Raw genomic sequence first — 23,527 nt, forward strand, 5'->3', positions numbered from 1 at the left:
GGACCGCCCCGCGCCGGGGCGCCCGTCAGAACAGCTCGTTCTTGACGGTGTCCCTGGCCTTTTCCTCGGCCGGCGTGCCGTGGCCCGGACCGTCCAGGTTGTGCACGCCGGTGCCGGGCGGATTTTCCGCGTAATAGTATTCGTCGCCCACTAGCATCATGCCCTCGGGCACGGCCCGTTCCTCGATCGGGATGCTCTTCAAGGCCTTCTGCATGTAGCCTATCCAGATCGGCAGCGCCAGGCCGCCGCCGGTCTCCTTGTTGCCCAGGTTCTTGGGCTGGTCGTAACCGATCCACGCGATGCCCACCAGCTTGGGCTGGTAGCCGGCGAACCAGGCGTCGATCGAATCGTTGGTGGTGCCCGTCTTGCCCGCGATGTCGGGGCGCTTGAGCACCAGCGCCTTGGTGGCCGTGCCGTAGCGCACCACGTCCTTGAGCATGGAATCCATCAGGAAGGCGTTGCGCTCGTCGATCACGCGGTTCTTCTCGTCGCCGGCCAGGTCGGGCGAGGCCTGCGACAGCACCTTGCCGTCCGCGTCCGTCACCTTGGCGATCAGGTAGGGGCTGACCTTGTAGCCGCCGTTGGCGAACACGGCGTAGGCGCCCGCCATCTGCAGCGGCGTCACGTTGCCGGCGCCCAGCGCCAGGGTCAGGTAGGGCGGGTTCTTGTCGGCGTCGAAGCCAAAGCGGGTGCTGTACTCCTGGCCGTACTTGGCGCCGATCTTGTGCAGGATGCGGATCGAGATCATGTTCTTGGACTTGGTCAAGCCCTTGCGCATGGTCATCGGCCCTTCATACTTGTTGTCGTAGTTCTTGGGTTCCCACGCCTGGCCGCCCGTCTGGCCGGCGTCGAACGAGATCGGCGCATCGTTGATGATGGTGGCCGGCGACAGGCCGCGCTCCAGCGAGGCCGAGTAGATGAAGGGCTTGAACGAGGAGCCGGGCTGGCGCCAGGCCTGGGTCACGTGGTTGAACTTGTTGCGGTTGTAATCGAAGCCGCCCACCATGGACTTGATGGCGCCATCCTGGGTGCTGGCCGAAATGAAGGCCGATTCGATTTCCGGCATCTGCGTCACTTGCCAGTCCTTGCCTTCCTGCATCACGCGGATCACGGCGCCACGGCGGATGCGCTTGTTGGGCGCGGCCTTGTCCGACAGCCACGAGCGGCCCATCTCCAGGCCCGCGCCCGTGATCGTGATTTCCTCGCCCGAGGCGGTGACGGCCGTGATCTTCTGCGGCGAGGCCTGCAGCACCATGGCGGCCACGATGTCGTCGCTGTCGGGGTGGTCGGCCAGCTCGGTCTCGATGGCGTCGTCGGCCTCCTCCTTGTTGCCGGGGATGTCGATATAGGCTTCCGGGCCACGGTAGGCGTGGCGCTTCTCGTAATCCATCACGCCGCGGCGCAGGGCCAGGTAGGCTGCGTCCTGGTCGGCCTTGGTGATGGTGGTGAACACGTTCAGGCCGCGCGTGTAGGTGTCTTCCTTGAACTGTTCATAGACCAGCTGGCGCGCCATCTCGGCCACGTACTCGGCGTGCACGCCGAACTCGCTGCTGTCGGTCTTGACCTTGAGCTGCTCGGCCTTGGCTTGCTCGAACTGCTTGTCCGTGATGTAGCCCAGCTCGTGCATGCGCTGCAGGATGTACTGCTGGCGCGCGCGCGCCCGTTTCGGGTTGACGACGGGGTTGTAGGCCGATGGCGCCTTGGGCAGGCCGGCCAGCATGGCCGCCTCGGCCACGCTGATGTCCTTCAGGTTCTTGCCGAAATAGATCTGGGCCGCCGACGAGAAGCCGTAGGCGCGCTGGCCCAGGTAGATCTGGTTCATATAGACCTCGAGGATCTGGTCCTTGCTGAGGTTCTGTTCGATCTTCCATGCCAGCAGCGCCTCGTAGGCCTTGCGCTTGAGTGTCTGCTCGCTCGACAGGAAGAAGTTGCGCGCCACCTGCTGGGTGATGGTGGAGGCGCCCTGGCGCGCGCCGCCCGTCAGGTTGTGCACGGCCGCGCGCACGATGCCCATGTAGTCGATGCCGCCGTGCTCATAGAAGCGGTCGTCCTCGATGGCCAGCACGGCCTTCTTCATCACGTCCGGGATGTCCTTGAAGCGCACCAGGTTGCGGCGCTCCTCGCCGAATTCGCCGATCAGCACATTGTCGGCCGAGAAGATGCGCAGCGGCATCTTCGGCCGGTAGTCGGTCAGCGTGTCCAGTTCCGGCAGGTTGGGGTAGGCCAGCGCCAGGCCCAGCACGACCAGCAGCACGGCGCCCACGCCCAGGCCCACCATGGTGATGGCGGCCATCATGAAGAAACGTCGGGGTTGGCCGCCTTTGCCGGCGGGCGGGGTGGCGGTGGGGGGCGTGGTCGGGGTGGAAGTCATGCGTGCGATCGCTTTCGGTATCAGGTGCGGGCCATTATAAGCGAGCGGCAGGGGGCGCGGCGCGATGCTGGCACGGCACAGGAAATTTCCATGTGAACAACAAAACAACTTAGTTATTCAGGGTGCCACAGAGTGCCGCGCGAGTGTGGCGCAAGGGGCACACACGGGTAATTGTGCACAATAGAAATACCTTTACACTTATATTGCCAGCATTTAATGTACCAACTTATGTTCGCAGTCTAAACGCTGGTTTTACAACGAGTTCCCTATGCAAACAGTTCCAGTGCACGTCAGGCAGCACAGCCGCGGCGTCGGCCGTGCTGCCATCCATGACCGCGGGGGGCGGCGATGATCGATCTGCAAAACCTGCTGGGCCAGGGCAATCCGCCGCTGGTCGGCATCGATATCAGCACCTCCGGCGTGCGACTGGTGGAACTGGCGCCGGCCGGCAAGGATGGCATCCGGCTGGAGCGCTACGCGGCCGAACCGCTGCCGCGCGGCGCCGTGGTGGACGGCAACATCGAGAACATGGACCAGGTGGTGGACGCCGTGCGCCGCGTCTGGAAAAAGAGCGGCTCGCGCGCCAAGCATGTGGCGCTGGGCATGCCGCCCGCATCCGTGATCACCAAGAAAATCATCCTGCCTGCCGGCCTGTCGGAAGACCAGCTGGAAGTGCAGGTGGAATCGGAAGCCAGCCAGTACATCCCGTTCGCGCTGGACGAGGTCAGCCTGGACTTCGACGTGATCGGCCCGGCCGCCGGCTCGCCCGACGACATCGAAGTCATGCTGGCCGCCTCGCGCCGCGAAAAAGTGGAAGACCGCGTCGCCATCGCCGAGGCCTCCGGCCTGAAGGCGCTGGTGATGGACATCGAATCGTATGCGGCGCGCGCCGCGCTGGACCGCGTGATGGCCCTGCAGCCCGACGCCGGCGCCGGCCAGGTGGTGGCGCTGTTCCAGATCGGCGCCCAGGCCACCCACATTTCCGTGCTGCTCGACGGCGCCACCATCTACGAGCGCGAGCAAGCCTTCGGCGGCAACACGCTGACCCAGGACATCGTGCGCGCCTACGGCATGGCGTGGGACGAGGCCGAGGCCCGCAAGAAGACGGGCGACCTGCCCGACAACTACCACGATGAGCTGCTGACCCCGTTCCTGGAAAGCGCCGCGCTGGAAGTGACGCGCGCGATCCAGTTCTTCTTCACGTCCACGCCCTACACCAAGGTCGACCAGCTGTACCTGGCCGGCGGCTGCGCCCTGATCCCCGGCCTGCTGGACCTGGTGGCCAGCCGCACCAAGATTTCCAGCGCCGTGGTGTCGCCGTTCAAGGGCATGACGCTGGCGCCGACCGTGCGTGAATCGCAGTTGCGCGCCGACGCGCCTGCCTATCTGGTCGCCTGCGGCCTGGCCTTGCGGAGGTTTGGCTGATGATCCGGATTAACCTGCTGCCTCACCGCGAGGAAAAGCGCAAACAGAAGAAGACCGCCTTCTTCGCCCTGCTGGGCCTGGGCGCCATCGCCGGCGCCGCCATCGTGCTGCTGGTGGGCGCCTACAACGCGCGCCGCATCTCGATCCAGAACGAACGCAACCAGGTGATCAAGACCGCCATCGTCGCGCTCGACAAGAAGATCGCGGAGATCGCCACCCTCAAGCAGGAAATCGAGGCGCTCAAGGCCCGCCAGCAGGCGGTGGAGGACTTGCAGGGCGACCGCAACCAACCGGTCTACCTGATGGACGAACTGGTCAAGCAGACCCCGGCCGGGGTCTACCTGAAGGCGTTCAAGCAGGAGGGCCAGAAAGTGTCCGTCAACGGCTACGCCCAGTCGCAGGAGCGGGTGTCCGAACTGCTGCGCAACCTGGCCGGCGCCTCGCCGTGGCTGGAGCGGCCCGACCTGATCGAAGTGCGTTCGACCGGCCTGGGCCAGGGCAAGACGGCCAAGAAGGTGGTCGAATTCAATCTCACCGTCAACATCAAACGTCCGCGCGACAAGGACCAGCCTGAGGGTGCCAAGCCGGGCGCCAAGCCTGGCCTCAAACCGGCCGCTGTGGCCAGCGTACCGGCGACCGGCCTGCCGCCGGCCAAGCCTTGAGAACACAGGAACCGACATGGCCGATTTGAAATTAATGGGAGAGTCGCTGGCGGCGCAGTTTCGCGGCCTGAACGACCGGCATCCGGGCCAGTGGCCGCTGGCGCCGCGCCTGCTGTGCGCGCTGGGCGTGCTGGCCGGCGTGGTGGGCCTCGGGTATTTCGCCTACTGGGACAGCCAGTTCGAGGAGCAGGACGCGGGCGCCCAGGCGGAACTGAAGCTGCGCGACGAATACCGCTTCAAGGCCGGGCAGGCCGTCAACCTGGACGCCCTGCGCGCCCAGAAGGTGCAGGTCGACCAGTACGTGGAGCGGCTGCAGAAGCAGTTGCCGAGCAAGGCGGAAATGGCGGCCCTGCTGTCGGACATCAACCAGGCCGGCCTCGGGCGCGGCCTGCAGTTCGAGCTGTTCAAGCCGGGCCAGGTGGTGGTCAAGGATTACTATGCCGAGCTGCCGATCGACATCAAGGTCACGGGCAGCTACCACGACATCGGCGCGTTCACGGGTGACATGGCCAACCTGCCGCGTATCGTCACGCTCAACAACATGGCCATCACGGCCGGCAAGGATGGCGGCCTGACGCTGGACGCCGTGGCCAAGACCTTCCGCTACCTCGATCCGGAAGAAGTGGCGGCCCAGCGCAAGGCCATGGCCGACAAGAAAAAGGCGGCGAAGAAATGATGACTGAGCTCCCCCACAAGCTGGCCATGCTGGCGGCGCTGGGCGCCACGCTGGCGCTGGCCGGCTGCGGCAACAGCGACGAGCAGGAAGTGCGGCAATGGATGAAAGAAGTCGACGCGCAGTCGCGCGTGGTGGTGCCGCCGCTGGCGCCGCCCAAGACCTTCATCCCGTTCGTCTACGCCTCCAATGACGCGGTCGACCCGTTCAATCCCAACAAGCTGCTGGTGGAGCTGGCCAAGGCCGCCAACCGAGGCGGCGGCGTGCGGCCCGACATGGAGCGCCGCAAGGAGTTGCTTGAAAGCTTCCCGCTCGACACCGTGAAAATGGTGGGCACGCTGCAAAAGGGCGGGGTGATCTATGCGTTGCTGCAGATCGACCGCTCGGTGTACCAGGTCAGGCCGGGCCAGCACGTGGGCCAGAACTACGGCCTGATCACCAGCGTGACGGAAGGCGCCGTCAATATCAAGGAAATCGTCCAGGATGCGACCGGCGACTGGGTCGAACGCATGTCGAAGTTGGAGCTGCAGGAAAGCAAGGAGACCACCAAATGAGCCCATTCCTCCCCACCCTGGCCGCCCGCGCGTGCCGTGCCGGCCCGATGTTGGCGCTGGCGCTGGCCTGCTGCGCCGTCTGGCCCGGCGTCGCGCTGGCCCAGCCGGTGGCCACGGCCGCGGCCACGGCCGCCGCCGCCAACGCCATCGAGTCGGTCACCGCCAATCAGCAGGGCGCCAACATCATCGTCAAGATCGCGCTGCGCAACGCGCCCGACAAGCTGCCGATCGGCTTCGCCATCACCAATCCGCCCCGCATCGCGCTCGACTTCGGCGCCACCGTCAACGCCACCGGCAAGACCACCCAGGAACTGAACCTCGGTGATTTGCACAGCGTGAACGTGGTGCAGGCCGGCGAGCGCTCGCGCCTGGTGTTCAACCTCAAGCGCAGCCTGAACTACGCCACCGCCATCGACGGCAACGCCATCATCCTCACCATCGACGGTTCCGGCGGCGTGGCCACGGCGGTCGACGCGACCGGTTTGCCGGTGGCGCCCAAGGTGCCGGCACCGACCGGCCGCCAGATGTTGCGCGACCTCGACTTCCGCCGCGGCGCCAACGGCGAAGGCCGGGTGGTGGTCGACCTGCCCAACAGCCAGGTAGCCGTCGACGTGCGCCAGGTGGCGACCGGGGTGGTGGTCGACTTCCTCAAGACGGGCCTGCCCGAGACCTTGCGCCGCCGGCTGGACGTGGGCGACTACGGCACCCCGGTGCACTTGATCACCACCGTGCCCCAGGGCGAGAATACGCGCATGACGATCGAGGCGCGCGGTCTGTGGGAACAGACCGTGTACCAGAGCGAGACCCAGCTGGTGATCGACGTCAAGCCGATCAAGGAAGACCCCAACAAGCTGACCCAGGGCACCCAGGGCTACCGCGGCGAGAAGCTGTCGTTCAACTTCCAGAACGTGGAAGTGCGGGCCGCGCTGCAAGCCATCGCCGACATCTCGGGCCTGAACATCATCACCAGCGACAGCGTGACGGGCAACCTGACCCTGCGCCTGAAGGAAGTGCCGTGGGACCAGGCGCTCGACGTGGTGCTGCAGGCCAAGGGCCTGGACATGCGCAAGAACGGCAGCGTGCTGTGGATCGCGCCCAAGGATGAATTGCTGACCAAGGAAAAGCTGGAACTGGAACAGAAGGCCCAGATCGCCGACCTGGAGCCGCTCAAGTCCGAGATCTTCCAGCTCAACTACCAGAAGGCCGAGGCCTTCAAGACCGTGTTCGGCCTGGACGGCGGCGGCGGCAGCGACAAGAACCGTATGCTGTCCAAGCGCGGCAGCGCCATCATCGAGCCGCGCACCAACCAGTTGTTCGTGACCGACATCGCGTCCAAGCTCGACGACATCCGCAAGCTGATCGCCAAGACCGACATCGCCACCAAGCAGGTGCTGATCGAGGCCCGCATCGTCGAGGCCAGCGACACCTTCACCCGCAACCTGGGCGCCAAGCTCGGTTTCGCCGACCTGCGCACGCTGCGCGGCGGCGACTCGGGCTACCAGATCGGCAGCAGCAACACCCGCGTCGCCATCGGCGGCAACATGACGGGCGTGGGCCAGGTGACGGGCCAGACCCCGGACAAGGGCGACGGCTACACCAACAGCCAGATGATCAACCTGCCGGCCGCCAACATCAACGGCGTGTCGGCCGGCAACCTGGCGGTCAGCCTGTTCTCGTCGGCCGCCAACCGCTTCCTGAACCTGGAACTGTCGGCGCTGGAAGCGGACGGCACCGGCAAGATCATTTCCAGCCCGCGCGTGATCACGGCCGACAAGGCGGTGGCCCTGATCGAGCAGGGTATCGAGCTGCCGTACCAGGTGGCCACCAGCAGCGGCGCCACCTCCATCGTGTTCCGCAAGGCTAACCTGCGGCTGGAAGTGACGCCGCAGATCACGCCCGACGGCAACGTGGTGGTGGACGTGGACGTCAACAAGGACAGCGTGGGCCAGGAAACCCGGGCCGGCTTCGCCATCGACACCAAGCACGTCAAGACCCAGGTCATGGTCGAGAACGGCGGCACGGTGGTGCTGGGCGGTATTTACCAGCAAGTGGAGCGCAAGGAAGTGAGCAAGGTGCCGTTGCTGGGCGACGTCCCGGTGCTGGGCTACCTGTTCCGCACCACGGGTCGGACCAATGACAAAACAGAATTGTTGGTATTTATTACGCCGAAGATTGTCGCCGAGCGCCTCTCGACGCGATAATGGCAACATTGTGCGGTAAACAAGGGTAATACGATGATCACTACGGAAAAGAGCGTCATGAAAAAATTCACCGGATGGCTGGCGCTGCTCGCCTGCTCTACGCTGCTGGCCGCTTGCGGCGGCGGCGGCGGTTCGCCTGGCACCAACAGCAACGGCGTGGCGCCGTCCAAGGCCGCCAGCGTGCTGCTGATCGCCAGCGCCAGTACCATCGACTCGTCCGGCATCGACGGCACGGAAGTGACGCTGACGGCCATCGTCAAGGATGCCAACAGCAATGTGCTGCCCGGCGAGACGGTCAATTTCACTGCCGATTCCGGCAACATCACCAACACCGTGCGCCAGACCAATTCCAGCGGCGCCGTGGTGGAGAAGCTCAATACCAAGGGCAACCCCACGCCGCGCGTGATCACCATCACGGCCAGCGCCGGCAACGCCACCTCCGCCCCCGTCAAGGTCACGGTGGTGGCCGCCACCCCGACCCTGGTGCTGACGGCCGATTCGGGCGTGCTGCAATCGGCGGGCGCTTCCGGTAACGAAGTGAACCTGACGGCCCTGGTCAAGGATGCCAACAATTCCGTCATGGCCGGCGTCAAGGTCGACCTGTCGGCCGACTCGGGCAGCCTGACGCTGACCAACCGCATCACGGACGCCAGCGGCAAGGTGTCGGAAAAACTGAGCACGGGCGGCGACCCGACCTCGCGCACCATCACCGTCACGGCCCGCACGCCGGGCGCGAAGGATGTCACGGCCGTGGTCAGCGTGGTCGGCAACAAGCTGGTCATCAACAACAGCAGTACCGTGAGAGTGGGCGCCAGCACCGACGTCACCGTCAAGCTGGTCGATTCGGCCGGCAACGCGCTGGTCGGCCGCGCCGTCACCTTCACCTCGGGCGCCAACGCGCTGACCGTCAAGGGCGGCGGGGCCGCCGTCACCAACACGGCCGGCCAGCTGGTGCTGAGCTATTCGGCCATGACCCCTGGCGCCGACACCATCGTCGTCAAGGCCATGGGCGAGACGGCCACCTCCAGCATCAACATCAGTTCGTCCAACTTCAACGTGGCGGCCGTGGACGGCTCGGGCAACGTGGTCACCAGCGCCAATATCAACACCTGCCAGCCCGTGGCCATCCACTACGACGTGGCCGGCGTGCCGCAGGCCGGCTCGGTGGCCCTGAGCGCCTCGCGCGGCACCGTCTACAGCGACAGCGGCTGCACCAGCGCGCTGAACGTGCCGCTGACCCTGGTCAACGGCAACGCCACCGGTTATGTGTCGGCGCTGAGCCCCGGCGTGGCCACGCTGACGGCCACCTCCAGCGGCGTGACGGTGCAGGGCACGCTGGAATTCCTGGCGCCGCTGACGCCGAGCGCCACCATCAGCGTGCAGGCTGATCCTGCCGTGGTGGGCGCCAACCTGCCGGGCAGCACCGTGCAGCAGACCACGCTGCGCGCCATCGTGCGCGACGGCACCGCCGAGAACAACCTGGTCAAGAACGCCCAGGTGGCGTTCTCCATCGTGACCGACCCCAGCGGCGGTAGCCTGACCCAGCCGGCTGTGGTCACCACGGCCAGCGATGGTTCCGCCTCCGTCAGCTATATCGCCGGCACGGCCGACACCAAGCTCGACGGCGTGACCGTCAAGGCCCAGCTGCAAGGCGCCTCCACGGCCAGCGCCCTGGTCACGCTGACGGTGGCCAAGAAATCGCTGTTCATCAGCGCCGGCACCGGCGCCACGGTCGGCACGCCGAATTCGGCCACCTACCAGCTCGACTACGCCGTGTTCGTCACCGACGCCGCCGGCAACGCCGTGCCGGGCGTGAACATCACCGGCTCCGTGCGTCCGCGCTACTACTACAAGGGCCAGCTGTACTTCCTGGGCATCCAGGGTCCATGGGGCATCAGCACCGACGCCGACAAGATCCCGACCGCCTGCCTGAACGAGGACACCAACAGCAACGGCATCCTGGAAACGGGTGAAGACATCAACGGCAACGGCCGCCTCGACCCCGGCATCCCGATCACCGTGACCTCCAGCGGCACCACGGACGCCAACGGCCAGGCCATCGTCTCGCTGATCTACCCGCGCGACCGCGCCAACTGGCTGGACGTGGACCTGACCATCCGCGGCCAGGTGTCGGGCACCGAGGCCCGTTATGTCGGCTACACCCGCCTGCCGGGCCTGGCGGCGGACTACGCTTCCGTGACGGCTTCGCCACCGGGCCGCTTCAGCCCGTACGGCACCGTGCGCACCGGCGACTCCTATAATGGCGTCATCGTGGCCAATGGCTGTACGATCAATAATTAAGTTCGGAAGTCAATGCAAAATGTGTTCTTAGTGGGGCTGATGGGTGCGGGCAAGACGACGATAGGCCGCATCCTCGCCCGCAAGCTGGGCTTGAAGTTCATCGATTCCGACCACGAGATCGAAGCACGCACAGGCGCCTCCATCCCCTGGATCTTCGAGATCGAAGGCGAGCAGAGTTTCCGCCGCCGCGAGGCGGACGTGATCCGTGAGCTCACGGCCCAGCAGGGCATCGTGCTGGCCACCGGCGGCGGCGCGATCCTCAACCCCGACAGCCGCGCGTTCCTCAAGGCGCGCGGCACCGTGATCTACCTGCGCGCCAGCGTCAACAGCATCCTGGCGCGCACCGCCCACGACAAGAACCGGCCCCTGCTGCAAACGGCCGATCCGCGCAAGAAGCTGGAAGAATTGATGGCCTTGCGCGATCCGCTGTACCAGGAAGTGGCGCACATGGTGATCGATACGGGCCGACCTAACGTACAATCGATGGTTCAGACCATTTTGACCGAGCTGGACGGCCTGGCATGCCAGGCCGCGCCGGATTGCGTCACACAAGCCGAGCCATCGATGAGCGAACAAACTACCATCCTGTTAAACGTAGACCTGGGCGAGCGCAGCTATCCCATTGCGATCGGACCCCAATTGCTGCACGACGGCGCGCTGCTGGCGCGCCACGTGGGCGGCCGCAAAGTGGCCATCGTCACCAACACCACCATCGCGCCGCTGTACCTGGCGCGGATCGAGGAGCAGTTGCGCGCCGCCGGCAAGGACGTCACGTCCATCGTGCTGCCGGACGGCGAGGAGCACAAGAACTGGGCCAGCCTGATGCACATCTTCGACACGCTGCTGGCCAACAAGGCCGACCGCAAGACCACCCTGGTGGCGCTGGGCGGCGGCGTGATCGGCGACCTGACCGGCTACGCGGCGGCCAGCTACATGCGCGGCATCGACTTCATCCAGGTGCCCACCACCTTGCTGTCGCAGGTCGATTCGTCCGTGGGCGGCAAGACCGGCATCAACCACCCGCTGGGCAAGAACATGATAGGCGCGTTCTACCAGCCGCGCGCCGTGATCGCCGACACGGCCACGCTGGAAACCCTGCCCGATCGTGAACTGTCGGCCGGCCTGGCCGAGGTGATCAAGTACGGCGCCATTATCGACGCCCCGTTCTTCGACTGGATCGAAGCCAACATCGCTAAGCTGGTGGCGCGCGACAAGGCCGCGCTGGCCTACGCCATCGCCCGCTCGTGCGAGATCAAGGCCGACGTGGTGCGCCAGGACGAGCGCGAGGGCGGCCTGCGCGCCATCCTCAATTTCGGCCACACCTTTGGCCACGCGATCGAGGCGGGCATGGGCTACGGCCAGTGGCTGCACGGCGAGGCCGTCGGCTGCGGCATGGTGATGGCGGCCGACCTGTCGCACCGCATGGGCCTGGTGGACGCGGCCACGGTGGAACGCGTGCGCGCGCTGGTGGCGGCGGCCGGCCTGCCCGTCAAGGCGCCCGACCTGGGCACGGCGCGCTGGCTGGAACTGATGGAGGTCGACAAGAAGAACGAGGGCGGCGCCATCAAGTTCATCCTGCTCAAACCGCTGGGCGCGCCCAGCATCACCAACGCGCCGCAGGAACTGTTGCTGGCCACGCTGGCGGCCTGCGTGCAGTGATGCATCCGGAAGCGCACCTGGCCCCGTACGCCGCCCACAGCGAGGGCGGGGTGGGGCGGCGCTATCCGGAAACGGCGCACGCCTCGCGCAGCCAGTTCCAGCGCGACCGCGACCGCATCATCCACAGCTCGGCCTTCCGCCGGCTCGAATACAAGACCCAGGTCTTCCTCAACCATGAGGGCGACCTGTTTCGCACCCGCCTCACCCACAGCCTGGAGGTGGCCCAGATCGGCCGCTCGCTGGCGCGCAACCTGCGCCTGAACGAAGACCTGGTGGAAGCGATCTCGCTGGCCCACGACCTGGGCCACACGCCGTTCGGCCACGTGGGCCAGGACGTGCTCAACGAATGCATGAAGGACCACGGCGGCTTCGAGCACAACCTGCAAAGCCTGCGCGTGGTCGATGAGCTCGAAGAACATTACGGCGCCTTCGACGGCCTGAACCTGATGTTCGAGACGCGCGAGGGCATCCTCAAACACTGCTCGCTGGCCAACGCCCGCTTGCTGGGACCGGTGGCCGAACGCTTCATCCAGCGCACCCAGCCCTCGCTGGAGGCGCAGCTGACCAACCTGGCCGACGAGATCGCCTACAACAGCCACGACATCGACGATGGCTTGCGTTCGGGCCTGATCACCATATCCCAGCTGGAGCAGGTCGATTTCTTCGCCCGCCTGTGGCGCGATGTGCAAGCCACCTATCCGGGCCTGTCCGGCCGGCGCGCCATCTACGAGACGCTGCGCCGCCTGATTACGGCGCTGGCCGACGATCTGATCGTCACGTCGGGCCAGTTGCTGGCCGACGCGGCGCCGGCCGACATCGCGGCCGTGCGCGCCAGCCCACCGCTGATCCGTTTTTCCGATGGCATGCGCCAGGATGCCACCGAACTCAAGCGCTTCCTGCGCGCCAATCTGTACCAGCACTACCAGGTCAACCGCATGCGCGTGAAAGCCAGCCGCATCGTGCGCGAACTGTTCGATGCCTTCATGGCCGAACCCGTATTGCTGCCGCCCGATTACCAGGACCAGTCGGGCGATGCCAACAAGCGGGCCCGCAAGATCGCCGACTACATCGCCGGCATGACCGACCGCTACGCGATCCGCGAACACCGCCGCCTGTTCTCGCTTGAGGAACTGTAAGCCCGCCTGACGTCGCGCAAGGGCCACCCGTGCGTCGCTTGATCTTTGTCTCGTCGTGGATAAAGATGAAAGTCTCGGACGGGGGAATGGCCATGGATGAGCAAACCAGCGAGCGTGTTTATGCGATGGGGGAGCGGATCAGCACGGTTGAAACCGAGGTGGCCGTGATCCAGTCCAACTACGTCAAGCGGGATGAGTTTGCCGCAACCCGTAACGAAATCAGCGAATTGCGTGCCGATATGGCGGACAATTTCCGCGCTGTCGAGCGACGGTTCGGCGATGTGCGTGTCGAAATCAAGGAACTCGGCAACAGCATGCTGAGGTGGATGGTGGCCACCCACCTCGCCTTCTTCGTCGCCATCGTCACCGTCGTCCACTACGTGCGCTAGAACATGCGCTGCTGCGCCGCAGTCGCACTCCCCATTAACTCCACCAGCAGTTTCTTGACCGGCGCCGGCAGCGCCGCTTCGGCCAGCGTGGCCCCGTCATGCCACTGGTGGCCGTTGCCGGCCGCCAGCGCGTGGCGCCGCGCCAGCGTCACGCGGTAGGGCGCGATGTGCAACTTGTAGTGCGTGAACACGTGGGTGATGGTCGACAGCCGTTCATGCGACTCCATGTCACCGAACGGCGCCACGGCCCGCATCAGTTCCGCGTCGGCGGGCGGCGCCACGTTGTCGTCCTCGGCAGGCGTGTGGCCATCGAGTTCCGGCAGCGACAGCAGGCCACCCCAGATGCCGCTGGCGGGCCGCTGCTGCAACAGCACCTGGCCCTGGTCGACGATGGCCAGCAAGGTCGCGTGTTTTTCCGGGCTGGCCTTCTTCGGTTTGCGCACCGGCAGTTCGGCCGTGCGGCCCGTGGCGTGGGCCACGCAGCGCGCTTGCAGCGGACAGCGTTCGCACGACGGGCTGCTGCGCGTGCACAGCGTGGCGCCCATGTCCATCAAGCCTTGCGTGTACGCTTCGATGCCCTGTTCTGGCAGCAGCGCTTCGGCGCGCCGCCACATGGCTTCCTCCACTTTCTTCTCGCCCGGATAGGCGTCGATGCCGAAGGCGCGCGCGAACACGCGCTTGACGTTGCCGTCCATGATGGCGGCCCGTGCGCCGCTGGAAAACGCAGCGATGGCGGCCGCCGTCGAACGGCCGATGCCGGGCAGTTCGGCCAGCAGGCGCGGGTCGGACGGGAATGCGCCGCCGTGTTCCTCCACCACGCGCTGCGCGCACTTGTGCAGGTTGCGGGCGCGCGTGTAGTAGCCGAGGCCGGCCCACTGCGCCATCACCTCCTCCACGGGCGCGGCGGCCAGGTCGCGCAGGGTAGGGAAGCGCTCCAGGAAGCGCGCGTAATACCCAAGCACGGCGCTCACCTGTGTTTGCTGCAGCATGATCTCGGACAGCCAGATCAGATAGGCGTCGCGCGTGTTCTGCCACGGCAGCGCATGGCGGCCGTGCTGGCGCTGCCAGGTGATGATGGCGTCGGAAAAAGTGGGGTCGAAAAGGGCTTCCAGGTCCGCCGCGCCGGCCGGCGCGTGCGGGTGCTTCATACGTGTCATGCTGTTCCTTAGGCGGCCGCGTCGAGCGCGACGAACTCCGCGTTGATCGCGATGCTGATATTGCCCGCCAATTCGTTGAGACGCGCCTTGCGTTCCTCCAGCTCGCGCTGGCCCGCTTCGAACGCGTCGATTTTCTGTTCCAGGCTGTCGGTCGCATCGTGGATGCGCTGGATCGACGCCAGCCTGTGTTTGAGCTGGTCCTTGTGCTGCCGGATCTGCGCCTCCAGCGGCGCCATGATCACCTTGAGCCACGCGTCCGCGTCGGCGTTGGCGGCCTTGAAGCAGGTGCGCACGCGCGAGGCGATGGTGTCGAAGAATTTCTCCATCAGCACCACGCGGCTGGTGGTGATCAGGGTGGCCGTGCCGAACTGGCGCGCGTAGATCGCTTCGATGGCGGCCACTTCCTCGCGGTAGCGTTGCAGCGAGAACGGCATCGGCATGGCCAGCGTGAGCCCGTGCTCGTTGGAGAAGCGGCGGTACATCACGCCCATCATGTCGGCGATTTCCACGGTCTTGGCGTCGGCCGCGTCCAGGCTGGCGCGGATGCGCTCGAAGTACTGGCGCACGGCCTCGCGCACGCCGGTGAAGAAGCGGCTGCGCTGCATCTGCTCGCGCACCTGTTCGATGTCGTCGCGCACCAGGTCCATGCCCATGCAGGTGTACAGTTCCGTGGACAGGCGCGTGAACACGGCGCGCGTGGCCTGCAGCTTGAACAGGCTGGCGTCGAACTCCTTCTTCTCCACGTCGATGCGGCGCATCATGTGCGAGATCACGCTCTGGTTCTTGCCGCGCAGGCTTTTCAGTTCGTGCAGTTGTTCGACGATGTCGCGGATGCGGGTGGTGATCATCGACAGCTGGGCCGCGCTCAGCGATTGCAGCTCCGCGCCCAGCTGCCTGCGCACGATGTCCTTCTTGACCGGAATCAGCTCGTTGAACAGGGCCTGTTCCAGCGCCGGCAAACGGCTCTTACCCAGCAGCGCCTGGTCGCCGTTGATCTTGGCCACCAGCGCCTTCTGGGCCGAGACGGGGAACACCTGGCGCGCCTCCAGCCCCAGCATGTGGGCCGCGTGGGTTTGCTGGCGCTCGATCTCGGCGTTCACCTCGGCGTCGCTGCGCAGCTCGTCCCACATGCTGTCGATCTTGTTGAGCACCACCAGCCGGCCCGCGCCGGCGCCGATGTGCTGGCGCCACACTTCGATGTCGCTCTTGGTCACGCCGGTGTCGGCGGCCAGGATGAACAGCACCGCGTGCGCGTTGGGGATCAGGTTCAGCGTCAGTTCCGGCTCGGTGCCGATGGCGTTCAGGCCCGGCGTGTCGAGGATCACCAGCCCCTGCTTGAGCAGCGGGTGGGGGAAGTTGATGATGGCGTGGCGCCACAGCGAAATCTCGACCATGCCGTCCTGGTCCAGCGTGACGGCCATGTCCGGGTCTTCATCGTCGTACAGGCCGTAGCGCTTGGCTTCGGCCACCGGCACGTGGCGTGTCAGGCTGACCTGCTTGAAGGCCTCGTACATGTCCTGGCCGGCCTCCAGGTTCAGCGGGATCACGGTCCAGGCGCCGGGCTGGTCGCGGTAGTCGCTGGTGGACAGGTTCTCGGCCCGGGTTTCGATCGGCAGCAGGCGGATCGACGGCGGCCAGGCCGGGTCGTACATCAGCTCCGTGGGGCACATGGTGGTGCGGCCGGCGGCCGAGGGCAGGATGCGCTGGCCGTAGTCGGCGAAGAAGATGGCGTTGATCAGCTCCGATTTGCCGCGCGAGAATTCCGCCACGAAGGCCACCGACAGCTTGTCGTCAGCCAGCCGCGCCAGCGTGCGCGCGATGCGCTGCTCGGCGGCCTGGTCGACCAGTTCGGCACTGTTGACCCAGGCCTGGTATTGCTTGAGCGCCGTCACCACGCCTTCGCGCCACGCGCTGTATTGTAGAAAATCCCGCACCATGATGCTCCCTTTGCCCGGCTGGTCCGTTGTTGTTTTGCTTATTTCTGGCATACGACGCAATAGAAGGTGGAACGTTGCCCCTGCTTGATCTGGCGTACCGGCGTGCCGCACACCCGGCATGGCACGCCAGCACGATCATAGACGAAATACGACTGCTGGAAATAACCGGACTGGCCGTTCACGCTAATAAAGTCGCGCAGCGTGCTGCCGCCCTGGACGATGGCCTCGGCCAGCACGGTGCGCACGGCCCCGGCCAGCCGTTCATAGCGGGCCAGGCTGATGCGGCGGGCCGGCGTCTTCGGGTTGATGCCGGCCCGGAACAGGCTCTCCGACGCGTAGATATTGCCCACCCCGACCACGATGTCGCCCGCCAGCAGCACCTGCTTGACGGCCGCGCCGCGGCCGCGTGTGTGGGCGTACAGCAGCTGGCCGGAAAAGCCCTCCTCGAGTGGTTCCACGCCCAGGCCGCGCAGCAGCACGTGCTGGGCCAGGTCGCCCTCGTCGAGTCCATGCCACAGCACGGCGCCGAAGCGGCGCGGGTCCGTCAGGCGCAGCACCTGGCGCCCGTCCGGCCCGTCGACGACAAGGTCGAAATGGTCGTGTTTGCCCGGCGCTATGCCTTCCGGCAGCACCCGCAAGTGGCCCGACATGCCCAGGTGGATGATCAGCGTGCCATGGTCGAAATGCAGCAGCAGGTATTTGCCGCGCCGGCCGGTGGCGCGCACGGTGTGGCCGGGCAGCGCGTCCGGCAAGTGGGGCGGGAACGGCCAGCGCAAGCCGTCGCGGCGCTGCACCACGGCCCGCACGGTGCGACCCTCCAGGTGGGGGGCGACGCCGCGGCGGGTGACTTCAACTTCTGGCAATTCTGGCATCGGGGATGGTGTCTCGCTGGTAAGAGGGAAGTCGCAGGGAAGTCGATTCTGTCTGGGTGGAATATTTCGTTACACTGGGAGCAGACGCGGGCGCCGCGTTGAGCGTAAAATCTGTCACTAGCGCCACCGCCAGTCCGTTCCGCCCGACCTGCCAGGATTTCCCTTTGAAAAACGCTTTCACCATTGTAACCCTGTCCGTCCTCATGTCGGCGTGCGCCGTTGCGCCGCGCGCTCCGGTGGAGGCGGCCGCGCCGCCGGCGCCCGAGCCGGTCACGCCCGCCCCGGCGCCGGTGGAGGACGCGCTGCCCGGCGTCGAGATGACCAGCGACATGATGTACAAGCTGACCAAGGCGGAACTGGAGTTTAAGCGCGGCCAGTGGCAAGGCCCGTACATGACGATGATGACGCTGGCCCAGCAAACGCGCGATCCGCGCCTGGCCAAGCGCGCGGCGGAAATGGCGCTGACGGCCAAGCAGGGCCCGGAAGCGCTGGCCGCGATCCGCCTGTGGCGCGGCCTGGCGCCCAATTCGGACGAGGCGGTGCAGTACTTCCTCGGCTTCGCCGTCGTCAACGACGACCTGTCGGAAGCGGAGCAGATCTTCGCCGAGCGCCTGAAGGCGGCCCCGCCGGCCGGGCGCGGGCTGGCCATGTTCCAGATGCAGCAATTCCTGCTGCGCGCCAAGGACAAGGCGGCCGCCTACGCGCTTACCGAGCGGGTGCTGGCGCCTTATGGCGACATGCTGGAAGCCCATCTGATCCTGGCCCAGAGCGCGTTCGCCAACAATGACCACGAGCGCGCCCGCGCCGAGGCGGACGCCGCATTGCGGCTGCGTCCCGACTCCGAGCTGGCCGTGCTGACCCAGGCCCAGGTGGCGCCCGATGTGGAGGGCGCCGTCAAGGTGCTGACCGATTTCCTGGCGCACCACGCGGGCGCGCGCGAAGTGCGCGCGGCCTATGCCCGCATCCTGGTCGACAACAAGCAGTACGACGAGGCCCGCAAGCAGTTCCTGTTGCTGCTCAAGGACCAGCCCGACAACCTGGCCACGCTGTACGCGCTCGGTGTGACGGCCATGCAAAGCCAGGACCTGGCCGGCGCCGAGGATTACTTCAAGCGCTTCATCGCCGTGCTGGGCGACCATCCGTCCGACGAGCGCGACCCGTCCAAGGTGCTGATGATCCTGTCGCAGCTGGCCGAGGAGCGCGGCGACTTCGATACGGCCGCGCAGTGGCTGGAGAAGGTGGAATCGAACGACAGCCGCGTGTATCTGACGGCCCGCTTGAAACGGGCCCAGCTCACGGCGCGCAAGGGCGAGGTGGACGAGGCGCGCAAGCAGCTCGAAGCGCTGCAAACGTCCGACCCCGTGGAGCAGGCCCAGATCATCCAGACCGATGCCCAGATCCTGCGCGACGCCGGCGATACCCGCACCGCGTTCGTGGTGCTGCAGAACGGCCTCAAGCGCTTCCCCGATAACGCCGACCTGCTGTACGACTTCGCGCTGGCGGCCGAAAAGCTGGGCGAGCTCGACGTGATGGAAAAGAGCCTGCGCCAGGTGATCGAGACGGTGCCCGACAACCATCACGCCCTGAACGCGCTCGGCTATTCGCTGGCCGAACGCAACGTGCGCCTGACGGAAGCGTTCGCGCTGATCGACAAGGCGCTCAAGATGGCGCCGGGCGACCCCTTCATCATGGACAGCATGGGGTGGGTGCAGTTCCGCCTGGGCCACCTGGCCGAGGCCGAGGACATGCTGCGCCGCGCCTACGCCTTGCGCAACGATCCCGAGATCGCCGTCCACCTCGGTGAAGTGCTGTGGGTGAAGGGCGACCAGACCGGTGCGCGCAAGATGTGGTCGGAAGCGAAAGCCAAGGACCCCAAGAACGACGCGCTCAAGAGCACGCTGGCGCGCCTGAACCAAAGCCTGTAAGCACTGATGAGCAAACTGATCTCCACGCTGGCCGCGCTGCTTGCCCTGTCCGCGCTGGCCGGCTGCGCCACGCCATCCGCGCCCTTGTCCTCGGCCGCCGTTGCGCCTTACCAGGCCGCTATCGAACTCAATGGCCGGCTGTCCGTCAACTACAGCAAGGATGGCAAGCGCGAAACGCTGTCCGGCAAATTCAACTGGCTGCAAACGGCCAACCGCACCGACGTCAGCCTGGCCTCGCCGCTGGGTTCGACCATCGCCACCATCACAGTCGCGCCCGGTTATGCCAGCCTGACGGAAGCGGGCAAGGCGCCCCGCGTGGCCGACGATATCGACAGCCTGAGCGCGCAGACGCTGGGCTGGACCTTGCCCGTGTCCGGCCTGCGCGACTGGCTGCAAGGCCACGCCACGGCCGCCGACGGCAGCCGGTTCGCGGCCAGCCCCGCGCACAGCAGCGTGACCACGCGCGATGGCTGGCGCCTTGACTATGTGTCGTGGCAGGACGAGGGCGCCGCCGTGCCCCGGCCGCGCCGCATCGACCTGGCGCGCGGCGCCGTCGGCGGGCTGGAGGACATGCAGATTCGCATCGTCATCGACGCCCCGGCCGCACCCTGACTCTTACCTTCAATTCGTTATGCAAAGTCTCAACAATTGCCCGGCCCCGGCCAAACTGAATCTGTTCCTGCACGTGAACGGCCGCCGTGCCGACGGCTACCATCTGCTGCAAACCGTGTTCCAGCTGATCGACCATGGCGACACGCTGCACTACGCGCTGCGCGACGACCACGTGATCCATCGGGTGACGGACGTGGCCGGCGTGCCCGAGCAGCAGGACCTGATCATCCGCGCCGCCTTGCTGTTGCAGGCCGAAGTATTGCGCCGCACGGGCGCCTTGCCGCCCGGCGTCGATATCGCCATCGACAAGCGATTGCCGATGGGCGGCGGCCTCGGCGGCGGCTCGTCCGACGCGGCCACCACGCTGATGGCGCTCAACCATTTGTGGCAGGCCGGCCTGACGCGCGAGGAACTGATGGCGCTGGGCTTGCCGCTGGGCGCCGACATCCCGTTCTTCATCTTCGGCCAGACCGCGTTTGCGGAAGGGGTGGGCGAGGCCATGCAGCCCGTGCGCGCGCCTGATTGCTGGTATGTGGTGATTGAGCCAGGTGTTGAAGTACCGACCGCGAAAATTTTTTGCTCGGAACATTTGACAAGGGACACGCCGCCCATCATAATAACGGACTTTTCCAGCTACCTCGAAAAACAAACAGGTTTGAAGGGGTACGGAAAAAACGATTTGCAGCAAGTGGCAACGCAGTTATTCCCGCCGGTAGCCGAGGCGATCGAATGGCTCGCTGCTTACGGTGACGCCAGGATGACTGGCTCCGGAGCTTGTGTGTTTTGTGCGGTCGGCAGTGAAGTCGAAGCGGACGCGGTGCTCAGAAATGTGCCTGCCAAGTGGGTTGCCTGGAAAGCCAAAGCACTAGACAAGCATCCCATCGCCAGCTTGTTGTGAGTAGGAAAAAAGATTTGGCTTAGCGTGAAGTTTCCGGTAGAATGCCGGGCATGTAACGACAAGCAGTCAGTTGCGTAGGGGAATCGCCAAGCTGGTTAAGGCACCGGATTTTGATTCCGGCATACCAAGGTTCGAATCCTTGTTCCCCTGCCATTCATTTTCTCTGCGATTCTGTCGAGGCGAAGTTGGCCTCCAGCCAGAGGGAAGGCAGATGATGCCGCCCACGCGGGTCATTCATAGTACAGCGCCACGCGGACTTGCCGCTGGCGACTTTTCAAAATTTTTCACACTCTATCTCTGGGACTCCCAATGGCTTACGAAAACCTGATGGTTTTTACCGGCAACGCTAATCCTGCGTTGGCAGAAGGAGTCGCAAAAAACCTCGGCATTCCACTCGGCAAGGCAAACGTCTCGAAGTTCTCGGACGGCGAAGTGATGGTTGAAATCAACGAAAACGTCCGCGGTAAGGACGTGTTCGTGCTGCAATCGACCTGCGCTCCGACCAACGACAACCTGATGGAACTGATCCTGATGGTTGACGCTCTGAAACGCGCATCGGCTGGCCGCATCACGGCCGCCATCCCTTACTTCGGTTATGCCCGCCAGGACCGCCGCCCGCGTTCGGCGCGTGTGGCCATCTCGGCCAAGGTGGTGGCCAACATGCTGGAAGAAGCGGGCGTCGAGCGCGTCCTGATCATGGATCTGCACGCAGACCAGATCCAGGGCTTCTTCGACATTCCGGTCGACAATATCTACGCTTCGCCTATCCTGCTGGGCGACCTGCAGAAGAAGAATTATCAGGACCTGCTGGTGGTGTCGCCGGACGTCGGCGGCGTGGTGCGCGCCCGTGCGCTGGCCAAGCGCCTCGGTTGCGACCTGGCCATCATCGACAAGCGCCGTCCCAAGGCCAACGTGTCCGAAGTGATGAACATCATCGGTGAAGTCGAAGGCCGCAACTGCGTGATCATGGACGACATGGTCGACACGGCCGGCACCCTGGTCAAGGCCGCTGAAGTGCTGAAAGAGCGCGGCGCCCAGAAAGTGATCGCCTATTGCACCCACGCCGTGCTGTCGGGTCCCGCCATCGACCGTATCACCAGCTCGTCGCTGGATGAACTGGTGGTGACGGACACCATCCCGTTGTCGGACGCGGCCAAAGCTTGCGGCAAGATCCGCCAGCTGACCTGCGCACCGCTGCTGGCCGAGACGTTCAAACGCATCATCAAGGGCGATTCCGTGATCTCCCTGTTTATCGACTAAGATAGACGACAGCATCAGCAACACCGGCGGCGCCTGGCTTTTGAGCCGGAGCGCCGTTGTGCTTTTCCGGATTCATGAGCGTTTTGCTCATTCTTGAAGCGCCCTGGTCGCGGGGCGCTTCCTAACACGGGGCGCGAGCCCTGTATTTTTTGGAGTATCACATGAAAGTTGTCGCATTCAAACGCGAATTGCAAGGTTCCGGAGCGAGCCGCCGCCTGCGTAATTCCGGCCAGACCCCAGGCATCGTCTACGGTGGCACCGAAGCCCCAGTGACCATCGCCCTGGACCACAACGCCCTGTACCACGCGCTGAAAAAAGAAGCGTTCCACTCGTCGATCCTGGATCTGGAAATCGACGGCCAAGTTCAGCAAGTGCTGCTGCGCGACTTCCAAGTCCACGCATACAAGCAACTGGTCCTGCACGCTGACTTCCAGCGCGTTGACCCGAACGCCAAAGTGCACATGAAAGTTGCCCTGCACTTCGTGAACGCCGACGTGTCGCCAGCCGTCAAGCTGCACGGCGCCAACATCAGCCACGTGCTGAACGAAATCGAAGTGTCGTGCCTGCCGAAAGACCTGCCAGAGTTCATCACCGTTGACCTGGCAAACGTGGACGTTGGCCACTCGGTGCACATCGCCGACCTGACCCTGCCAGCCGGCGTGACCGCCGTGACCCACGGTTCGAACCTGACCGTTGCTACCGCTTCCGTGCCAGCCGGCCACGTTGCTGCTGAAGCAGCCGCTGCCGCTCCTGCCGCTGAAGAAAAGCCAGCCGCTAAAGGCAAGAAGTAATCTTCACGCCGCAGCGATGCGGAAGTGAATGAAAAACCCGCCGGCGCGAGCCTGGCGGGTTTTTTTACGGCGCGTTTTTCGCGCATCGAGCATTCCTAACCAAAGAAACGCCATGCCCATCCGTCTGATCGTCGGCCTCGGCAACCCCGGCCCCGAATACGAACAAACCCGCCACAACGCCGGCTTTTGGCTGGTCGACAACCTGGCCAACAGCCTGCCCGGCGCGCGCCTGCAGCGCGAGACGCGCTTCAACGCCCTGGTGGCCAAGACATCCATCGCCGGCCAGGAAGTGTGGCTGTTGGAACCGCAAACCTATATGAACCGTTCCGGCCAGTCGGTCGGGGCGCTGGCCCGCTTCTACAAGATCGCGCCGGAGGAAGTGCTGGTCGTGCACGATGAACTGGACCTGATGCCCGGTGTGGCGCGCCTCAAGCGCGGCGGTTCGGCCGGCGGCCACAATGGCTTGAAGGACATCACGGCCGCGCTGGGCACCCAGGATTACTGGCGGCTGCGGCTGGGCATCGGCCATCCGCGTTCGCTGAGTCTGCAGCAGCAGGTGGCCGACTTCGTGCTGCACCGCCCGCGCCGCGAAGACCAGGAACTGATCGAGCAGGCCATCGATAAAAGCCTGCTGGTGATGCCGCAGATTTGCGAAGGCAAATTCGAGGCGGCGACCATGAAATTGCATACGGCCTGAGGGCGAA

Annotated in this window: 19 protein-coding genes and 1 tRNA gene; 16 read left to right on the forward strand and 4 right to left on the reverse strand. The window is 65.4% G+C overall.

The genetic code is table 11. The features are described from left to right. Window positions 1-25: 25 nt before the first annotated feature. A complete protein-coding gene (locus H3H37_RS09920) occupies window positions 26-2,371 on the reverse strand; it encodes a penicillin-binding protein 1A (protein WP_182161904.1) in 2,346 nt (781 codons plus the stop codon). Window positions 2,372-2,719: 348 nt separating this feature from the next. Here H3H37_RS09920 and H3H37_RS09925 point away from each other — a divergent pair, with 348 nt between their 5' ends. The 9 genes from H3H37_RS09925 (at window position 2,720) to H3H37_RS09965 (ending at window position 13,371) form a co-directional block, all read left to right on the forward strand. Beyond that, entirely contained in the window at window positions 2,720-3,796 is a 1,077-nt protein-coding gene (locus H3H37_RS09925) for a pilus assembly protein PilM (protein ID WP_182161906.1), read from the forward strand. Further along, window positions 3,796-4,458, forward strand: coding sequence for a PilN domain-containing protein (locus H3H37_RS09930; protein ID WP_182161913.1), 663 nt, complete (start codon window positions 3,796-3,798; stop codon window positions 4,456-4,458). Before H3H37_RS09925 ends, H3H37_RS09930 begins: the two co-directional genes overlap by 1 nt. Window positions 4,459-4,474: 16 nt before the next feature. Next, the gene (locus H3H37_RS09935) at window positions 4,475-5,134 is read left to right on the forward strand and encodes a type IV pilus inner membrane component PilO (RefSeq protein ID WP_182161915.1); all 660 of its coding nucleotides are present in this window, start codon (window positions 4,475-4,477) and stop codon (window positions 5,132-5,134) included. Further along, window positions 5,131-5,685 (forward strand): pilus assembly protein PilP, encoded by a 555-nt coding sequence (locus tag H3H37_RS09940; RefSeq protein ID WP_229218756.1) that lies wholly within the window; start codon window positions 5,131-5,133, stop codon window positions 5,683-5,685. The genes H3H37_RS09935 and H3H37_RS09940 overlap by 4 nt, the downstream gene beginning before the upstream one ends. Next, window positions 5,682-7,886 (forward strand): type IV pilus secretin PilQ, encoded by a 2,205-nt coding sequence (locus H3H37_RS09945; protein WP_229218757.1) that lies wholly within the window; start codon window positions 5,682-5,684, stop codon window positions 7,884-7,886. The genes H3H37_RS09940 and H3H37_RS09945 overlap by 4 nt, the downstream gene beginning before the upstream one ends. A gap of 57 nt (window positions 7,887-7,943) precedes the next feature. Next, the gene (locus H3H37_RS09950; RefSeq protein WP_182161917.1) at window positions 7,944-10,187 is read left to right on the forward strand and encodes a beta strand repeat-containing protein; all 2,244 of its coding nucleotides are present in this window, start codon (window positions 7,944-7,946) and stop codon (window positions 10,185-10,187) included. 12 nt (window positions 10,188-10,199) lie between these two features. After that, complete coding sequence (gene aroKB, locus H3H37_RS09955) at window positions 10,200-11,846, forward strand: bifunctional shikimate kinase/3-dehydroquinate synthase AroKB (RefSeq protein ID WP_182161919.1); 1,647 nt, start codon at window positions 10,200-10,202, stop codon at window positions 11,844-11,846. Then, window positions 11,846-12,982 (forward strand): deoxyguanosinetriphosphate triphosphohydrolase, encoded by a 1,137-nt coding sequence (locus H3H37_RS09960; RefSeq protein WP_182161921.1) that lies wholly within the window; start codon window positions 11,846-11,848, stop codon window positions 12,980-12,982. Before aroKB ends, H3H37_RS09960 begins: the two co-directional genes overlap by 1 nt. Before the next feature lie 92 nt (window positions 12,983-13,074). Further along, window positions 13,075-13,371, forward strand: coding sequence for a hypothetical protein (locus tag H3H37_RS09965; protein WP_182161923.1), 297 nt, complete (start codon window positions 13,075-13,077; stop codon window positions 13,369-13,371). Here the strand turns inward: H3H37_RS09965 and mutY are convergent. The 3 genes from mutY to mutM are packed head-to-tail and all read right to left on the reverse strand — an operon-like array spanning window position 13,368 to window position 17,337. Beyond that, window positions 13,368-14,528: an A/G-specific adenine glycosylase gene (gene mutY / locus H3H37_RS09970; RefSeq protein ID WP_182161925.1), complete on the reverse strand. Its 1,161-nt coding sequence runs from the start codon at window positions 14,526-14,528 to the stop codon at window positions 13,368-13,370. The genes H3H37_RS09965 and mutY overlap by 4 nt on opposite strands. Before the next feature lie 8 nt (window positions 14,529-14,536). Then, on the reverse strand, window positions 14,537-16,465 hold the full coding sequence (locus H3H37_RS09975; protein ID WP_182161927.1) for a dynamin family protein: 1,929 nt from the start codon (window positions 16,463-16,465) through the stop codon (window positions 14,537-14,539). Between the two features lie 38 nt (window positions 16,466-16,503). After that, window positions 16,504-17,337, reverse strand: coding sequence for a bifunctional DNA-formamidopyrimidine glycosylase/DNA-(apurinic or apyrimidinic site) lyase (mutM, locus tag H3H37_RS09980; protein WP_182161929.1), 834 nt, complete (start codon window positions 17,335-17,337; stop codon window positions 16,504-16,506). A 203-nt stretch (window positions 17,338-17,540) separates the two neighbouring features. Here mutM and H3H37_RS09985 point away from each other — a divergent pair, with 203 nt between their 5' ends. From H3H37_RS09985 to pth, 7 genes are all read left to right on the forward strand, one after another. Then, the gene (locus H3H37_RS09985; RefSeq protein WP_182162149.1) at window positions 17,541-19,262 is read left to right on the forward strand and encodes a tetratricopeptide repeat protein; all 1,722 of its coding nucleotides are present in this window, start codon (window positions 17,541-17,543) and stop codon (window positions 19,260-19,262) included. Window positions 19,263-19,268: 6 nt separating this feature from the next. Next, window positions 19,269-19,874 carry a lipoprotein insertase outer membrane protein LolB gene (gene lolB / locus H3H37_RS09990; protein ID WP_182161931.1) on the forward strand — a complete coding sequence of 202 codons (606 nt, stop codon included), beginning with the start codon at window positions 19,269-19,271 and terminating at the stop codon, window positions 19,872-19,874. 19 nt (window positions 19,875-19,893) lie between these two features. Then, window positions 19,894-20,772, forward strand: coding sequence for a 4-(cytidine 5'-diphospho)-2-C-methyl-D-erythritol kinase (ispE, locus tag H3H37_RS09995; protein ID WP_182161933.1), 879 nt, complete (start codon window positions 19,894-19,896; stop codon window positions 20,770-20,772). A gap of 76 nt (window positions 20,773-20,848) precedes the next feature. Continuing rightward, window positions 20,849-20,925 (forward strand) — tRNA-Gln (locus tag H3H37_RS10000). Window positions 20,926-21,081: 156 nt separating this feature from the next. Further along, window positions 21,082-22,032 (forward strand): ribose-phosphate pyrophosphokinase, encoded by a 951-nt coding sequence (locus H3H37_RS10005; RefSeq protein ID WP_182161935.1) that lies wholly within the window; start codon window positions 21,082-21,084, stop codon window positions 22,030-22,032. Between the two features lie 161 nt (window positions 22,033-22,193). After that, window positions 22,194-22,823, forward strand: a complete 630-nt coding sequence (locus H3H37_RS10010; RefSeq protein ID WP_182161937.1) for a 50S ribosomal protein L25/general stress protein Ctc — start codon at window positions 22,194-22,196, stop codon at window positions 22,821-22,823. Between the two features lie 112 nt (window positions 22,824-22,935). Further along, window positions 22,936-23,520, forward strand: a complete 585-nt coding sequence (gene pth, locus H3H37_RS10015) for an aminoacyl-tRNA hydrolase (protein ID WP_182161939.1) — start codon at window positions 22,936-22,938, stop codon at window positions 23,518-23,520. Window positions 23,521-23,527 lie beyond the last annotated feature (7 nt).

Origin of the sequence: Rugamonas brunnea (assembly GCF_014042345.1) — a bacterium.
Lineage (GTDB): Bacteria > Pseudomonadota > Gammaproteobacteria > Burkholderiales > Burkholderiaceae_D > Rugamonas > Rugamonas brunnea.

Bases quoted from the DNA above. Each gene is read 5' to 3' on its own strand.
- H3H37_RS09920 (WP_182161904.1), bottom strand. From the start codon at position 2,371: ATGACTTCCACCCCGACCACGCCCCCCACCGCCACCCCGCCCGCCGGC.
- H3H37_RS09925 (WP_182161906.1), top strand. From the start codon at position 2,720: ATGATCGATCTGCAAAACCTGCTGGGCCAGGGCAATCCGCCGCTGGTC.
- H3H37_RS09930 (WP_182161913.1), top strand. From the start codon at position 3,796: ATGATCCGGATTAACCTGCTGCCTCACCGCGAGGAAAAGCGCAAACAG.
- H3H37_RS09935 (WP_182161915.1), top strand. From the start codon at position 4,475: ATGGCCGATTTGAAATTAATGGGAGAGTCGCTGGCGGCGCAGTTTCGC.
- H3H37_RS09940 (WP_229218756.1), top strand. From the start codon at position 5,131: ATGATGACTGAGCTCCCCCACAAGCTGGCCATGCTGGCGGCGCTGGGC.
- H3H37_RS09945 (WP_229218757.1), top strand. From the start codon at position 5,682: ATGAGCCCATTCCTCCCCACCCTGGCCGCCCGCGCGTGCCGTGCCGGC.
- H3H37_RS09950 (WP_182161917.1), top strand. From the start codon at position 7,944: ATGAAAAAATTCACCGGATGGCTGGCGCTGCTCGCCTGCTCTACGCTG.
- aroKB (WP_182161919.1), top strand. From the start codon at position 10,200: ATGCAAAATGTGTTCTTAGTGGGGCTGATGGGTGCGGGCAAGACGACG.
- H3H37_RS09960 (WP_182161921.1), top strand. From the start codon at position 11,846: ATGCATCCGGAAGCGCACCTGGCCCCGTACGCCGCCCACAGCGAGGGC.
- H3H37_RS09965 (WP_182161923.1), top strand. From the start codon at position 13,075: ATGGATGAGCAAACCAGCGAGCGTGTTTATGCGATGGGGGAGCGGATC.
- mutY (WP_182161925.1), bottom strand. From the start codon at position 14,528: ATGACACGTATGAAGCACCCGCACGCGCCGGCCGGCGCGGCGGACCTG.
- H3H37_RS09975 (WP_182161927.1), bottom strand. From the start codon at position 16,465: ATGGTGCGGGATTTTCTACAATACAGCGCGTGGCGCGAAGGCGTGGTG.
- mutM (WP_182161929.1), bottom strand. From the start codon at position 17,337: ATGCCAGAATTGCCAGAAGTTGAAGTCACCCGCCGCGGCGTCGCCCCC.
- H3H37_RS09985 (WP_182162149.1), top strand. From the start codon at position 17,541: ATGTCGGCGTGCGCCGTTGCGCCGCGCGCTCCGGTGGAGGCGGCCGCG.
- lolB (WP_182161931.1), top strand. From the start codon at position 19,269: ATGAGCAAACTGATCTCCACGCTGGCCGCGCTGCTTGCCCTGTCCGCG.
- ispE (WP_182161933.1), top strand. From the start codon at position 19,894: ATGCAAAGTCTCAACAATTGCCCGGCCCCGGCCAAACTGAATCTGTTC.
- H3H37_RS10005 (WP_182161935.1), top strand. From the start codon at position 21,082: ATGGCTTACGAAAACCTGATGGTTTTTACCGGCAACGCTAATCCTGCG.
- H3H37_RS10010 (WP_182161937.1), top strand. From the start codon at position 22,194: ATGAAAGTTGTCGCATTCAAACGCGAATTGCAAGGTTCCGGAGCGAGC.
- pth (WP_182161939.1), top strand. From the start codon at position 22,936: ATGCCCATCCGTCTGATCGTCGGCCTCGGCAACCCCGGCCCCGAATAC.